The organism is Mycobacterium sp. (genome assembly GCF_040509115.1).
Taxonomy (GTDB): domain Bacteria; phylum Actinomycetota; class Actinomycetes; order Mycobacteriales; family Mycobacteriaceae; genus Mycobacterium.
Genome location: NZ_JBEVLO010000085.1, coordinates 38,633 through 52,298 on the forward strand (window position 1 = coordinate 38,633; position 13,666 = coordinate 52,298).

The 13,666-nt window shown below is 66.3% G+C and carries 13 protein-coding genes and 1 pseudogene; 3 read left to right on the forward strand and 11 right to left on the reverse strand.

All coding sequences use genetic code 11. From position 1 onward, the window contains the following. Window positions 1-336 precede the first annotated feature (336 nt). The 11 genes from ABW137_RS07235 to ABW137_RS07285 form a co-directional block, all read right to left on the reverse strand. A complete protein-coding gene (locus ABW137_RS07235; RefSeq protein ID WP_526398360.1) occupies window positions 337-1,881 on the reverse strand; it encodes an AMP-binding protein in 1,545 nt (514 codons plus the stop codon). Next, a complete protein-coding gene (locus tag ABW137_RS07240) occupies window positions 1,878-2,432 on the reverse strand; it encodes a flavin reductase family protein (protein ID WP_526398362.1) in 555 nt (184 codons plus the stop codon). The genes ABW137_RS07235 and ABW137_RS07240 overlap by 4 nt, the downstream gene beginning before the upstream one ends. Next, the gene (locus ABW137_RS07245) at window positions 2,429-3,628 is read right to left on the reverse strand and encodes an NAD(P)/FAD-dependent oxidoreductase (RefSeq protein WP_526398364.1); all 1,200 of its coding nucleotides are present in this window, start codon (window positions 3,626-3,628) and stop codon (window positions 2,429-2,431) included. The genes ABW137_RS07240 and ABW137_RS07245 overlap by 4 nt, the downstream gene beginning before the upstream one ends. Continuing rightward, window positions 3,625-3,828, reverse strand: a complete 204-nt coding sequence (locus tag ABW137_RS07250; protein ID WP_526398365.1) for a ferredoxin — start codon at window positions 3,826-3,828, stop codon at window positions 3,625-3,627. Before ABW137_RS07250 ends, ABW137_RS07245 begins: the two co-directional genes overlap by 4 nt. A 6-nt stretch (window positions 3,829-3,834) precedes the next feature. Then, a complete protein-coding gene (locus ABW137_RS07255; RefSeq protein WP_526398367.1) occupies window positions 3,835-5,058 on the reverse strand; it encodes a cytochrome P450 in 1,224 nt (407 codons plus the stop codon). Continuing rightward, window positions 5,055-6,188 (reverse strand): cupin domain-containing protein, encoded by a 1,134-nt coding sequence (locus tag ABW137_RS07260; RefSeq protein ID WP_526398369.1) that lies wholly within the window; start codon window positions 6,186-6,188, stop codon window positions 5,055-5,057. Before ABW137_RS07260 ends, ABW137_RS07255 begins: the two co-directional genes overlap by 4 nt. After that, window positions 6,185-7,156, reverse strand: coding sequence for a 4-hydroxy-tetrahydrodipicolinate synthase (gene dapA, locus ABW137_RS07265; protein WP_526398371.1), 972 nt, complete (start codon window positions 7,154-7,156; stop codon window positions 6,185-6,187). Before dapA ends, ABW137_RS07260 begins: the two co-directional genes overlap by 4 nt. Beyond that, the gene (locus ABW137_RS07270) at window positions 7,156-8,085 is read right to left on the reverse strand and encodes an ornithine cyclodeaminase family protein (RefSeq protein ID WP_526398373.1); all 930 of its coding nucleotides are present in this window, start codon (window positions 8,083-8,085) and stop codon (window positions 7,156-7,158) included. Before ABW137_RS07270 ends, dapA begins: the two co-directional genes overlap by 1 nt. After that, window positions 8,082-8,960, reverse strand: a complete 879-nt coding sequence (locus ABW137_RS07275) for a fumarylacetoacetate hydrolase family protein (RefSeq protein ID WP_526398375.1) — start codon at window positions 8,958-8,960, stop codon at window positions 8,082-8,084. The genes ABW137_RS07270 and ABW137_RS07275 overlap by 4 nt, the downstream gene beginning before the upstream one ends. After that, complete coding sequence (locus ABW137_RS07280; protein WP_526398377.1) at window positions 8,957-10,117, reverse strand: LLM class flavin-dependent oxidoreductase; 1,161 nt, start codon at window positions 10,115-10,117, stop codon at window positions 8,957-8,959. The genes ABW137_RS07275 and ABW137_RS07280 overlap by 4 nt, the downstream gene beginning before the upstream one ends. 136 nt (window positions 10,118-10,253) lie before the next feature. Then, complete coding sequence (locus ABW137_RS07285) at window positions 10,254-10,751, reverse strand: Lrp/AsnC family transcriptional regulator (protein ID WP_526398379.1); 498 nt, start codon at window positions 10,749-10,751, stop codon at window positions 10,254-10,256. A 98-nt stretch (window positions 10,752-10,849) separates the two neighbouring features. On the opposite strand from ABW137_RS07285, the gene ABW137_RS07290 reads away from it, so the two are divergent. The 3 genes and pseudogenes from ABW137_RS07290 to ABW137_RS07300 all read left to right on the forward strand — a co-directional run bounded on the left by ABW137_RS07290 (window position 10,850) and on the right by ABW137_RS07300 (window position 13,580). After that, window positions 10,850-11,785, forward strand: a complete 936-nt coding sequence (locus ABW137_RS07290) for a LysR family transcriptional regulator (RefSeq protein WP_526398381.1) — start codon at window positions 10,850-10,852, stop codon at window positions 11,783-11,785. 175 nt (window positions 11,786-11,960) lie between these two features. Beyond that, entirely contained in the window at window positions 11,961-12,497 is a 537-nt protein-coding gene (locus ABW137_RS07295; RefSeq protein ID WP_526398383.1) for an SRPBCC family protein, read from the forward strand. A 106-nt stretch (window positions 12,498-12,603) separates the two neighbouring features. Further along, a pseudogene (locus tag ABW137_RS07300) lies at window positions 12,604-13,580 on the forward strand (hypothetical protein). Window positions 13,581-13,666: the final 86 nt, after the last annotated feature.

Below are 13,666 nucleotides of genomic sequence, written 5' to 3' on the forward strand. Positions count from 1 at the left end.
CGCGCAGGGTGTTGTCCATCATGTCTGCGGTATGCGACCGAAGCTGGAGGAGTTCTTCGGGCGTGCGCGTCCGAGAATCGGTATCCAGTTGTTGACCTGCCACGCCTCTTCGATCCACGTTCCATCGTGATCCGATTGGAAGCGATAGGTCCACTGTCCGATGGATCTGTCGTCGACCACCACGAGGGGCCGTGACCGTCATCGTAACGCGCGCAGACCAATTCGGAACTCCATGACGCCATCGCGCCGACATCGCTGATGAGGTCGTACGCCTCGCTCGGCGTGCACGCCACCCGGATGCGGCTTCGCAAGCGAAGGTGACTGACGTCCAGTGGTTCATCCATGGGGGACCGCAGCTTCGCGCAGGAGGAATTTCTGAACCTTGCCGGTGGACGTCTTGGGCAGATCGCCGAAGGTCACGGTCTTGGGCGCCTTGAAATGGGCGATGGTGGTCCTAACGTGTTCGATGATGTCGTGCTCGGTGGCGGTGGCGCCATCGTGCAGGGTGACGAACGCTGCGGGTACTTGTCCCCAGTGCTCGTCGGGCACGGCGATGACGGCAGCCTCGAGGACTGCGGGGTGCTCTGCGATGGCTTGTTCGACTTCGACCGAGGCGATGTTCTCGCCCCCGGAGATGATGACGTCTTTGGTGCGGTCGCGCAGTTCGATGAAGCCGTCTGGGTGCAGTACCCCGATGTCCCCGGTGCGGAACCAGCCATCCGGGGTAGCCGCGGCGGTCGCGTCCGGGTCGTCCAAGTAGCCGAGCATGAGATTGTTTCCGCGCAGCGCGATTTCGCCGATCGTGGTGCCGTCGGCGGGGACGTCGACCCCTTCGGCGTCGACCACCCTGGGGGTGCAGGCGATGACGTTCCCCACCCCTTGCCGTGCCTTCAGCCGCGCCGTGGTCACCTCGTCGGCATCGTCCCACTCGGGCCGCCAGTCGCAGATCATGGCCGGCCCGTAGGTTTCGGTGAGGCCGTAGAGGTGGGTGACGTCGAAACCGAGTTGCGCCATGCGCCGCAGAATGGCCGGCGATGGAGGTGCTCCGCCGGTGGCCAACCGGACCTGGTGCGCCAGTGGTCGAGCGTCGGGCGAGTAGCCGAGCATCGACAGCACGGTGGGTGCACCTTCCAGGTGTGTGACACCCTCCTGACGGAGGAGTTGCCATGCCTTGGCGGGTTCGACCTTCTGCAGGCAGACGTGGGTCGCGGCAGCGGCAGTGACCGCCCAGGGGAAACACCAACCGTTGCAGTGGAACATCGGCAGGGTCCACAGGTGTACCGAGCTGGGGGAGAGGCCGAAGTGCGCGACCATCGCCAGCGCCTGCAGATAGGCGCCACGGTGGTGGTACATCACGCCCTTGGGTTGACCGGTGGTGCCCGAGGTGTAGTTGATGGACAGCAGGTCTCGTTCGTCACCGGGGCGCTTGACCGATGGTGTCGATGCCGCCAGTCGGGCCTCGTAGTCGTCCTCGCCCATCCGGATCAGGTGCGGGGGATCGGTCAACTCGGCGGCAGCCGCTCTGGCGACCCCGTCGAACACTTGATGGTGCAACAACACCGACGCGCGGGAGTGCCGCAGGATGTAGGCGATCTCTCGGGCCGTCAACCGGGTATTGACCGTCACCAGGGGCACACCCGCCCACGGGACCCCGAAATGAGCCTCCAGCATCTCGACTGAATTCGGCGCCAGAACCGCAACCGGGCGGTCGTCGGCGATCTCGGCCAGCACACCGGCCAGCCGCGCGGACCGCGCATGCAGGTGGGCGTAGCTGAACCGCTTGTCGCCATCCACGACGGCGGTCCGCTCCGCGTGGGAGTTGGCGGCCCGGTCGAGAAAGGCCGTCGGGGTGAGTGGTTCGAAGGACATCGAGGCGTTCACGGACGGTGGCTCCTGGCGTGCTGGACAGGTGACGAAGGTCGGGGTTGCTGGTCGTCGTGCTGCGCCACGCCCGTGAACCCGCTGCGATGGAAGACCAAGGGTGAGGCGGCTGCGTCTGCTCGGGCGGTGTGCACCCGCAGGATGACCAGCAGGTGGTCCCCGGCGTCCACCGTGTCCTGCAGGGAGCAGGTCAGATCCGAGACGCTGTCCCGGATGTGTACCGCGCTGTCGGTGGTGGTGGTGTCGAGACCGGCGAACCGATCAGCGTCGCGGGCGGCCAGCGTTCTGGCGGCGCCGGCGTGGCTGCTGGCGAGGACGCTCACACCCAATCGCGGGGCGGTGCGCAGTGTGTGCCACGTCCTGGACGTGCGTTGGACGCAGAACGCCACCAACGGAGGATCCAGCGAGACCGAGGTGAAGCTGCTCACCGCCATTCCCACGCGAGCGCCGGACACGATGGCGCAGACGGCGACGACACCTGTCGGGAACGTGGAGAACACCGATCGCAGTACGGCGGGCCTGAGCTCGGGATCTGTTGCGGGTAGGGTCATCGCTGCGCTCCGTTCTGGCTGGCGGGTGTGGGCGTTGTCAGAGATCGACGTACCGCCAACAGGTTTCGTGGCGCATCGAACGCGGTGGCACCCACGACGGTGTCAGCGCGGCAGTGCAGGAACAACTCCCCGTGCTCGCCATCGGCGGGCTGACGCTTGGTGATTGTCGAACCATCATAGGAGCCGACGTGCTGAATGCGGACGCCGTGCTGGTCGGACCAGACATAGCCGGTGGACGTGAAAGGGCGTGACGCAGGCCCACCGGTGATCGCCTCGGCGACGTAGACCGCCTGCTCCCGTGCGGTGGTCCAATGCTCGGTGCGCCTGGACCTTCCCAGCTCCGTGTCATCCCACCTCGCCACGTCGCCTACGGCCCACACCCGCTCGGCGCCGTGGACGGCCAAGTTCGCGCTGCAGCAGAGTCCGTCGCTCAGCGGGAGCCCACTGTCGTGGAGCCAGTCGGTGGTCGCACGGGTGCCGATTCCCACCACCACCAGGTCGGCGGGCAGGCGGGTGCCATCGTCGAGTTCGAGTTCCTCGATTCTGGTCTGACCGCGACCCCGAACCACCACTCGGTCGCAGAGGACTTCGACGCCGTTGCGCCGGTGCAAGTCTGCTGCATACCGGCCGACCTCGGCTGGCATCACGCGGCCGAACAAGTGGGGACCGGCTTCGATCAGCGTGACGTCGAGGCCCAGGGTCCGGGCACTCGAGGCCACTTCTGCGCCGATGAAGCCGCCGCCGACCACCACGACGGTGGGCCGGTTGCGGAGTTGGCTGCGCAACGCTGCGGCATCCGACCACGTGCGCAGGTAGTGCACGCCGTCGAAGGCGTCGAGGCCACCCAGTGGCCGTGGGTGGGACCCGGTGGCGACGACGAGGTGCCCGAACGGTACTTCGGCACCGTCGAGGCAGATCACCCGGCGTGCGGCCAGGTCCACACCGCTGACTGTGGTGCCGCGGCGGAGTTCGACGTCGAGGTCCCGTGCATCGGTGTCGGACAGCAGCGTCTGCGGTTTCGAATCTGGCTCGGTGAGAACGGATTTGGACAGTGCCGGTTTGTCGTAGGGTGCGGCGGTTTCACGGTCGAGCAGGACGATGGGCCGGTCGTCCCCGCGTCGACGGAGGGCCTGGACAACCCGAACCCCGGCGACCGACGCTCCGACGACGACGGTCGGGTACGCGGCGGCGGTCATGTCCTGTCGAGCAGAATGGCGCGAACGGGGCAGTCCGCTTCGGCTTCGAGCAGTGCGGGGCCGTCGTCGTCGACGGGGTGGCCGGACACGACGGTGGCGATGTTGGTGTGGGGGTCGAGGTCGAAGACTGCCGGGGCGGCCACGACGCAGTTGCCGTAACCGTTGCACAGACTTTCGTCGACGTGGACGTGATAAGACACGGTGACTCAATTCTTTTCGGTGATGGCTGTCTCGAAGCGAACGGGCAACCTGGTGGGCCCCAGGTGGTTCCCGCCTTGCAGGCCACTCCAGGTCGCCTCGCCTGCGGCGCGCAGGGGAGGATGCGTGCTCAGGGTGGTCAGCAGGATCGCCAGTTCCGAGCGGGCGAGCGCGGCACCCATGCACTGGTGGATGCCCCAGCCGAAGCCGAGGTGACCGCGGGCATCACGGTCCGGGTCGAAGCTATCCGGGTTGGCGAACCGATCGGCGTCGCGATTGGCCGCGGCGAAGGACAACAGCACGGTGTCGCCCTCCTCGAGCGTGTGATCGGCGATGGTGACCGGGCAGGTGATCCGGCGGGCGAAATTCTGTGCCGGGCTTCGATAACGCAGCATTTCCTCGACATAGTGCGGAGCCGAGTCCGGCGTCCGGCGCAGCCGGTCCTGCAGGTTCATGTCCGTGGTGAGGAGGTGGACCAGCGTGCTGGCCGAGTTCATGGTCGTCTCGTGTCCTGCGACCGCGAAGGTGGCCAGCATGCTGATCTGCTCGTCTTCGGTGAGCCGACGGCCGTCGACCTCGGCGTGGAGCAGTGAGCCGACGAAGTCCCCCCTGGGGTGGTCGCGCCGGTCGGCGAGTTCCCGGCGCATGAGCTCGTACACCTGCCTGCGGGACCCGGCGAAGTCGACGTCATCGCCGTCGGCACTCAATCCCGCCCACATCGTCTCGGTGACCTCACGAAATCGCTGCACTGTGTCGGTGGAGAATCCGACGAGCTCCGTCAGCACCAGCAGGGGCAACGGCAGCGCGACCTCGCGGACGAAGTCACCGCCGCCGGTGCGGGCGAAGCGGTTGAGCAGATCGGCCACGGTCCGTTCCAGGAACGGCTTCATCGCACGCACCCGTGCCGGCGACAACGCCTCGGTCATCAATCGGCGGTACGCGGTGTGCTGCGGGGGATCGAAGTCGATGGGGATCGCCCGCTGCGTGCCGTCGGTGGGAATGCGGTGACCGGACGCCGAGGAGAACGTCACCGGGTCCCGCAACGCCGTGCGGACGTCGTCGTAGCCGGTCAGGAGCCAGAATCCGCCCCGACGCTCGGAGCGCGCCACGGGACCGGCGGCGCGGGCCGCAGCGTAGGCGCCCCAGACCGACGGCTCGGTCAGTTCTGCGTCGTACGGGTCGAATCCGATGTCTGAGGTGTCCGCGCGGGGGCAGGAACCCACGGTGGTCACTGCCCTGCTTCGCGTGGTCCGACGTAACCGGTCTGACCGGCTTCGGACCCCAGCGCCAGCACCGGACCGCCCATTTTCTCCTGCCACACCAGCGATTCCATCCCGATGTGCAGGGGATGGTCCTGCACCGTGTAGACGGCCAGGCCGTCGGGGCCCTCATAGTGTGCGTGCTCCAGCCATCCGGGCGCCGACAGCAGCAGATCCCCGGCCTCCCAACTGATGTCCACACCGTCGACGGTGCTCACCCCGGATCCCGCGAAGTGGTAGTTGATGGCCACCGACGAATGCCGGTGCCCGGGGCCACGCGGGCGCTCGGGGCGTCCGGCGGGCATGGCCGTTGCGGTGACGAAGAAGTTGTGCGTGGCGCCTTGGCGTCGCTGCGAGGCCGGGTTGTACAGCGCCATGATGGTGCGTTTGCCGTCCCCGGCGGTCTGGGACAGGTGCGGCGCGACCTGAGCCCAGGGCCAGTGCAGTGCTCGGGAGTCGACCACTTCGATGTCGACCAGGAACTCGTAGCCGCGCAGCCGTGCGCCCTGGTCACCGATCGCGATGTCGGGAGCGGTGTCGCGGGTGTAGGACGGTGCTTGCTCGCCGCGGGATGCGCGTGCAGCCGGTTGAGTCGGAGGTGTCCAGGCGGGCAGATCCTCGGCGTAGTGAACGCCGAGTTTCTCCAACAACGGTGCGTTGGAGTAGCTCAGCCGGGCCCAGACCTCAGAGGTGTCGTTGTGGAACCGGAACGGCTTCATCGACGGCAGGTTGGCCACGTCGAGCCGGGCCAGGGCGATCTCACCGTTGGCCGTCTCGATGCGGCCGGCTCCGGCGATGCCGATCTCGACGCGGTGGCAGTTCTCCCGCAGCGCCGCGGTGGTCTCGCCGGGGTTGAGCACCTCGATCGTCACCGACACCCCTGGCGCGAGCCCGAGCCCCGGCGCGGTGGCAGACGGGTGCACGATCCGGCTGGCGCGCCGTCCGTTGGCAGGCCTGGGTGCCGTTGCCAGACGGTCGATCTCGGCTTCGATCTCGGCGCGGGCGATCTTGACCGGGGCCCAGGGTTGCGGTGTGGCGGCGGGTGCGCCGCTGACGTCGAGCATGCGGATGGCGGAGTTTAGGCGTGAATCGATGACAGTCATGCGGTCTTTCCATTCGGGGTGGTGGCGGTGATGAGTGTGGATGGCGCTTGGGGGGTGCCGAGGACGGCGGCACTCTGGTCGAGAAGGGCGCGAACGCGGGGGACTGCGTCGTCGGTCAGCGGGATCAGGGGTGGGCGAACATGCGGCGACGACAGCCGATTCTGTTGATGGAGAACCCATTTGAGCGGCGTCGGGTTCGTTTCCACGAACAGCAGATCGACCAGCGGGTGGAGTCCGTAGTGCAAGTTCCGGGCGGCTTCGTGGTCGCCGGCCTCCCACGCGTCGTACATTCGCGACACCGCCCACGGCGCGAGATTGCTCACCGCGGAGATGAAGCCGACGCCGCCCAGCGCGAGCAGCGGCAGGCTGAGCATCTCGATGCCCGACCACACCAGCAGATCTCGGCCGCACAGGTGCAGGACGCGCGAGAAGTGCTCAAAGTCCTTGGTGGTCTCCTTGATCCCGACCACGTTCTCGCAGTCACGGAACAATCGGGCCACGGTTTCCGGTGCGAGGTCGACCGCGGTGCGTGACGGCACGTTGTAGATGATGATCGGCAAGGCCGGGAACTCCGCTGCGACGGTGCGGTACCAGCGGTAAAGCGCCTCTTGCGTCGGCCGGGCGTAATAGGGCGTGATGACCAACACCGCGTCGGCGCCGGCTTCCTGTGCTGCGGCAGTGAGTTCCATGGTTTCGTCCAGCTTCGCCGACCCGGTTCCCGCCAGGAACGGCACCGCGTCGCCGACTTCGGCCGCGACCGCGCGGATCGCTTGGATGCGTTCAGCGATGGTCTGGGCCGACGGCTCACCGGTGGACCCGCCGATGGAGACGCCGTGGGTTCCGGACTGCAGTTGCCAGCGCACCAGACTGCGCAGCGACTCGAGGTCCAGCGCGCCGTCGTTGCTGAAGGGAGTGATCAGTGGCGCGATCGAGCCGCGGATCGTTGCGGGGTCGTTGCGATACTTCACTATTGGTCTCCCATCATCAGGCGAGCTACGGCCAGGTCCGACAGGCCCATTCCCATTCCCTTGAACACCGTGCAGCGGGGCGCTGCCGGACGCTCGATACCGCCGGTCACGACAGCGGCCAGCGAACGGACCTGGGACCAGTCGTCTTCCGGTGCGGCGCCGAAGTACTCGCGCAGCTCGCGGGACCCGCGGCGGGCGTTGGGCTCGTTGTCGACGACGACTAGGGCTGCGGCCCGCAGAATGGCGGCGTCGAATTCGGCATGGCTGGGCAGGATTGCGCCGACCGCGTTCAGGTGCGCTCCGGTAGCGAGATGGTGCAACTCCAGAAAGGGCTGATCTGCTCGCGTGATCAGGGTGACGATGGGGCAGTCGGCTGCGGCCTCCTCGATCGAGTCGACGACCACGGTCTCGACCTCCAGCGCGGAGCGGACCTGGGTGCCGAGCGTCTCCGCCTTGCCGGGGGTGCGATTCCACAGGCGTACCCGACGCAGTGGGCGAACCGTTGCAACGGCTTCCGCCTGTCGAAGCGCTTGACGGCCGGCACCGAGGATGCACAGCTCGTCGGCTGCGGGGTCGGCGAGCCACTTGGTCGCCAGGCCCGATGCCGCCGCGGTGCGCAGTGCGCCGGCAGCCCCGGCCTCGGCGACACCCCGGGGAGCTCCGTCGGAGGCGGTGAACATGGTCATGAGCGCCGCGGCCCCGGAGGGCGTGTTCACCCACGTCTTGAACACCGCGAGGTCGCTGGCACGGTCCACAGCTCCCAGTGCGTGGGCGCTGGCCGTGCCAGGGTCGGTTGGCCATGTCGTCATGGTCTTGTCGACGTTCCATGCGCTGCCGTCTGCCTCGTGTGTGAGGACACGCTCGAGCGAGTCGATGACAGCTGCGACGGTCGTGTTCGCGCGTACCTCGTCGTCGGTCCAGATCCTCACCGGGAACCTCCACTCACCCGTTCCAGTTCACGGCAGGAGACTTCGTCGATCACCCCGTGGCGTAGCACGCCCACCCCGGACACCTCCACTTCGATCTCGTCACCCGGCCGCAGGAATCTCGGTGGGTCCATTCGGAATCCGATTCCCTTGGGGGTGCCGGTCGCGATCAGGTCACCGGACCGCAGCGGGGTGAACGTGCTGACGTACTGGATCAATTCGGCGAACGGGAAGGTCAAGCGATCGGTCGTGTCGTGCTGCACCACCGAACCGTTGAGGCGGGTGGTGACGTGCAACGGATCGGTGCCGACCTCGTCGGAGGTAGTGACCCACGGTCCGACCGCACCGGTCTGGTGCCAGTTCTTGCCTGCGGTCGCCTGGGTGGAATGCAGTTGCCATGTCCGGACACTGTTCTCGGCCATACAGGTGACCCCGGCGATGTGGGCCCAGGCGTCGTGGGCCCTAATCCGCCGCCCGGGCTTCCCGATGACCAGTGCGGCTTCACCCTCCCAGTCCAGCGACTCGTCGTCGGCCGGCCGGATCACCGGCACGTCGGAACCCACCAGCGAGTCGGGGAACCGGAGGAACAGAGTCGGTCTCGGGGTGCTCTCGGCGCTGGCGGCCCGCTCGGACTCGGTGGCGTGCGCCGCGTAGTTGAAGCCCACGCAGATGATCTTCGGGTTCTCCCCAACCGGCGGCTCCCAGCTGAGCTGCTCGAACGGGATCCGCGGGTCGCCGGCTTCAGATGCGACGGGGGAGCGCAGCAGATCCTCGAAGGAGTCGAGCCGGTGGTCGAGGCGAGCGACGTGTCGCTCGTCGGCGTCGACCACCCCGAATCCGGGCGTGCCATCGGCGGTGCGGAAACGGGCCAATTTCATACCGGCAGAACCGCTTCGGCGGAGAGGGCAGCGCGGTCGCTGCTCGTCACGGCTGCTACCGGGGCGCGCAGTCCTGCGGACTCCAGCCGCGGTAAGACCGCTCGGGTGAAGTCGGCAATGCCCTTGTCGTAGTCCACCCAGGTGAGCAGTGCACCTTCGATTCCCGCTCTGTTGAGCATGTGGAGTCTGTCGGCGATCGTCTCCGCGGACCCGACGAGGGGGAAACCTCCTGCGCCTGCGGCGAACCGCTGCCGCATCCCTCGCATGACCTCCGGTGGCATCAGCTGAGTGTTGGCGCCTTGCAGACGCATCCAGGCATCGACACTCGTGGTGTCTTCCTGGGCCACCGAGAACCGGTGCAGATAGTCGTCGGCCTCGGCGTCGGTGTCGCGTTGCACCACGACGGTGTGGGTCCACACGCGTACGTCGCGCCCGAACTCGGCACGGGCCATCTCTTTGTAGGCACCGATCTGTTCACTGATCTCGACCTCGGTGTCGCCGTGGACGATGATGAAGCAGACATCGGCATGTTCGGCAGCGAACCGCATGCCCCGAGGGGAACCGCCCGCGTTCATGATCGGGATGGTGGGCTGCACCGGCTTGGGCGCCGATACGCCGCCTACGACGTCGAAGAACGAGCCGTGAAAGTCGAATTCCTCGGTCTCTGACCACAACCGACGAATCACTTCTAGCCATTCGGCCAGATGGTCATAGCGCTCGTCGTGCTCGCGCAGAGGAGCACCGAACATCTCCAGCTCCGGCTTGTTCCAACCTCCCACCACGTTCAGGCCAAACCGACCCGACGAGATGTGATCGACGGTGGCGGCCTGCTTGGCCGCGACGATCGGGTGCAGGGTCGGTGCATGGGACGTCGCGAACACGCCGATGCGTTCTGTCACCGCGGCGATCCCGGCCGCCCACGTGAACGGATCCAGGACTACACCTGACCTGTGGGTGGGCTGATTCTCGGGATAACCCTTCCAGCGGGCGAAGGGAACCACCGCTTCGAACCCGGCGCGATCCGCAGCCCGGGCTGTCCGCAGAGACATCGCCCACGACGTTGCTGGGGCCTCGGAAACCAGTGTTTGTGCAGCGCCGGGACCGTTCGTACAGAACAAGCCGAGTTTGAGGCTGTTGTCGCCGAAGAGTGGGTTCATCGTTGAATCTCCTTGGTGGGGGCCGATGCAACTCACGCTAGTGAGGCAGAACACATAACACCATGACGAGTTTCTGTATGTATTCAGATGGATCGACTTATGTGTCGGATTACTAGGACACCCGTCGACTGGATGGTCAGTCCGTGCGGGCGCGGGCCGGCCGGGCCGGGGCGATGACGTCGGTGTAGTCGTGATCAAGAACGACATCGGTTCTCACGCAAGCCACTTCGCGCCGATTGGTCAGCGTCTCGAGGACGAACTCGCGCAGTGCCTCGGTGGAGGGAACAGCGATGTGGACGAGGAGGTCCTCTGCGCCGGTGAGGACGAAGACTTGCATGGTCTCTGGCAGTCGCGTGACGAATTCGCGGAACCCAAGTAGGACCTCGTGCGAGTGTGGCCGCAACCGCACCGAGATCAGTGCCTGCACCATTCGTCCAAGGGCGGCGGGGTCGACTCGGTAGTGCACCCCGGTCAAGACCCCTCGGCGCCGGAGCCGCCGAACCCGCTCCAACGTGGTGGACGGTGACACTCTGAGTTCGGAGGCCAGATCGCGGTTGCTGCGCCGACCGTCCGCCTGCAACGACGCGACGATCGCCGAATCCATCTCGTCCAGGATCTCGCCCGACGGACACATCGGCGTAGCTCCTTACTGGGGACAGTAGGGCCGACGGTAGTCAAGCGAAAAACATAACTCCACTACGAATGTTCCTATGGATATATAGGGTGACACTTATGTTGGATGTTCATCTGCGGCGTCTCGACCTCTTCTGCGCGGTGGTCGACGAAGGCGGGGTGACCCGCGCGGCGGAGCGGCTGCAGGTTGCCCAGCCCTGGGTGTCGGCGCAGATACGTGCGCTCGAGAACACCCTCGACGCAAGGCTATTCGTCCGGGATGGCCGCCGATTGGCGCTCACGGAGGCCGGTGCCCGTTTCTACACCTGGGCCAAGGAGGCTCTGGCCGGCAGTGCACAGGTGCAACGGGACATCAAGGACTTGGGCTCCGGCGCTGCGGGAACCCTCACGGTCACAACGAGTATGGCGATCGGAACTTATCTGGTACCTCCGATCCTCAGCCGCCTGCGGCACGAACGTCCCGGGGCCGACATCACGGTGCGGATCGGTGAACCGGCGGCTGCACTGCGCAGCGTCGAGATCGGCGAGGCCGACTTCGCAGTCGCAACGTGGTCCGACACCATCGAACCGGGCACACTCCACGCCGAAAAGCTCTGGGAAGAGCCTATTGTGCTCGCCGCCTCACCGCACGGCCCACCGGACGCCGACGGCGTCGCACTGAGCGAGGTCGTCGGTCTGCCAATGGTCGGAACCCCGGCCGATGTCGCCTTCGAGCGCGTGATGAGCGATCAACTGCGCGCATACGGCATCCAGTCGCTTCCCTACGTGATCAAGCTCGGGCACGCCGAGGCGATCAAACGTGCGGTAGCGGCCAACGGCTGGGTCTGCTTCGCATCCCTGTATTGCATCGCCGATGATGTCGCCGCTGGACGGCTGCGCGTCGTGAAGGTTCGGGACGCTGAATTCGTGGAGGGGATCGGGCTGTTTCATCGCGCCAGCAGATACTTCACTCCGCTGCAGAGCGCCGCGGTCACTGCACTGCGGCACGCTGCAGACGAGCGACAGTCCAATTCTGTTCGCCCGCCAGGCAAGTGAACACGTCAAGGACGTCGTACGTCACCCGCAGGCGTTCACGCGCTGCGTCGAACTTCGTTCGGTGCAAAGATCGTCGCGACCTGGAAAAGCGAATCGAATTCGACGAAAGTCGCTGAAATCAGGCAGTCAACCATCGTGGCGACGTGATCGGCCAGGATCGTGCAAGCTTGCCCGCATGTCGAACCCCAACTCGATCCGACTGCTCGTCACCGCGCGCGACCGCACCGTCCCGATCACCGTGCAGCAGCGTTCGTTCCTGACGCCTAAACAGGCTTGGGCCATCATCATGCCCATCGACCTCACTAGGGTCTTCAAACCGGTCGCACCCTTCCCCGGTGTCGCCAGTGTCGCCAACCAGACCGACACCTGGGACCACCCCGGGCCAATCCGCAACCCACAGTTCACCGATGGCTCCTCGGCCAATGAGCAACTCACCGAATGCGTCGAAGGTTCCAGTTTCGCCTACCAACTCACCAACTTCACCAACGTCCTGAGACATCTGGCCGTCGGGATCCGTGGCGAATGGACGTTTGCACCCGATGGCACAGGAACACTCATCCGTTGGTCCTACGAGTTCAAACCCCTTCCGGGGCGCCGATGGATCATCGCCGGGCCGTTCCAGCCCCTGTGGCGGCGCTGGATGCGAGCCGCCCTCGCCCGCTGCATTCAGGCGCTCGAAGACGACCACGCGGGAAACGCGACTTCCAACTGACAGGAGCATCACGGAGGTATCAGGAGGTTCCCGGCCTACGCGCAACGACCGGTGCGTCAGTGCCTGATGATATCCATGGTGCAGTGGGCCGAGATGGAGGTAGTTCATGGCGCAGAGCACGCCGGTCGGGATTGTCAGCGACCAGCTAATACTGGGTCCAGTGACGGTGGATTTTCAGCGGACGCTGCGAATCCCCGAGACGGGGTTGCATCCGCTGCCGCCGGGTCTGGGCCGGTTTCCGTTGCGGCGTGTCTCTGATTACCCCGACACCGCACCTTCCGAGTGGCTGGCTCGTGGCGGTGTCATGCTGCCGATCTACCAGCGTGAGGCCATGTGGCTGTCGTTCAGCGCGTCAGAGCCCGCAGCGCTGCAGATTGGCGTGGGCAAGGTGTGCGCGGTCAGCGGCTTGCCGTGGATCGAGCACCTCGTCGGTCACCCACAGAACTACGTGGCACTGCCCCAGCAGCCCTGGCTGGACGGCATCAACTCGGGGAATGGGTACATCCGCCAGTTCGTAGCCATGCCGCTCGGTTCGGGCGCCACAGTCGAAGGGCAGGTCTCCGGGCAGGAGACCCATGGCGGGGTGCAACTCCGCGCGGTTTGTCTGACCGAGCAGGTGCTTGCGGCGTGGCACGCGGCCCAGGCGTTGCGCACGGCGAGCTGCGAGGACTTGATGGACGGCGGTCCGCTCCCGGCGCCCCCGGCGAGCATGGGGTTGGGGGCAGGCGGGCGGATGCGGCAGGAGGTCTACGTCGACGATCGCGCGCTGGCCGACTACGACGAGAACGGTGCCCGGCGGGTGTTCGTCCACCTGTGCTCGGCCGAGCAGTGGACCGCCATCACCGGAGAGTTGCCGCCTTCGACCCCGGTCGACCGGGACGCCTACGTGAACGCCGGGCTGCCGTGGTTCGACTATTACAACGCCGATGCGCAGGACCTCGCGCCGTCCAAGATCTTGTCGAACGTCAAGAGTGTCGGCAAAAGCTTGGCACCGAGGAGGATCCGTTTGTTCCCATCGATCCGAAGACGGTGGTCACCATCGGTGGGGTTGGCCCCGACGTAGTCGCTGACGGGGAGTGGTAGTTCGTTCGATCTGATCAGCACCGAAACTCGAGCCTCCCGCAGTGGCAGAACGCGTGGATCGAATCGTTCAGCGGCCGACTGCGTGA

Excerpts from the sequence above, each read along its gene's own strand:
- ABW137_RS07240 (WP_526398362.1), bottom strand. The coding sequence starts at position 2,432 with ATGACCCTACCCGCAACAGATCCCGAGCTCAGGCCCGCCGTACTGCGA.
- ABW137_RS07245 (WP_526398364.1), bottom strand. The coding sequence starts at position 3,628 with ATGACCGCCGCCGCGTACCCGACCGTCGTCGTCGGAGCGTCGGTCGCC.
- ABW137_RS07260 (WP_526398369.1), bottom strand. The coding sequence starts at position 6,188 with ATGACTGTCATCGATTCACGCCTAAACTCCGCCATCCGCATGCTCGAC.
- ABW137_RS07275 (WP_526398375.1), bottom strand. The coding sequence starts at position 8,960 with ATGAAATTGGCCCGTTTCCGCACCGCCGATGGCACGCCCGGATTCGGG.
- ABW137_RS07280 (WP_526398377.1), bottom strand. The coding sequence starts at position 10,117 with ATGAACCCACTCTTCGGCGACAACAGCCTCAAACTCGGCTTGTTCTGT.
- ABW137_RS07285 (WP_526398379.1), bottom strand. The coding sequence starts at position 10,751 with ATGTGTCCGTCGGGCGAGATCCTGGACGAGATGGATTCGGCGATCGTC.
- ABW137_RS07290 (WP_526398381.1), top strand. The coding sequence starts at position 10,850 with ATGTTGGATGTTCATCTGCGGCGTCTCGACCTCTTCTGCGCGGTGGTC.
- ABW137_RS07295 (WP_526398383.1), top strand. The coding sequence starts at position 11,961 with ATGTCGAACCCCAACTCGATCCGACTGCTCGTCACCGCGCGCGACCGC.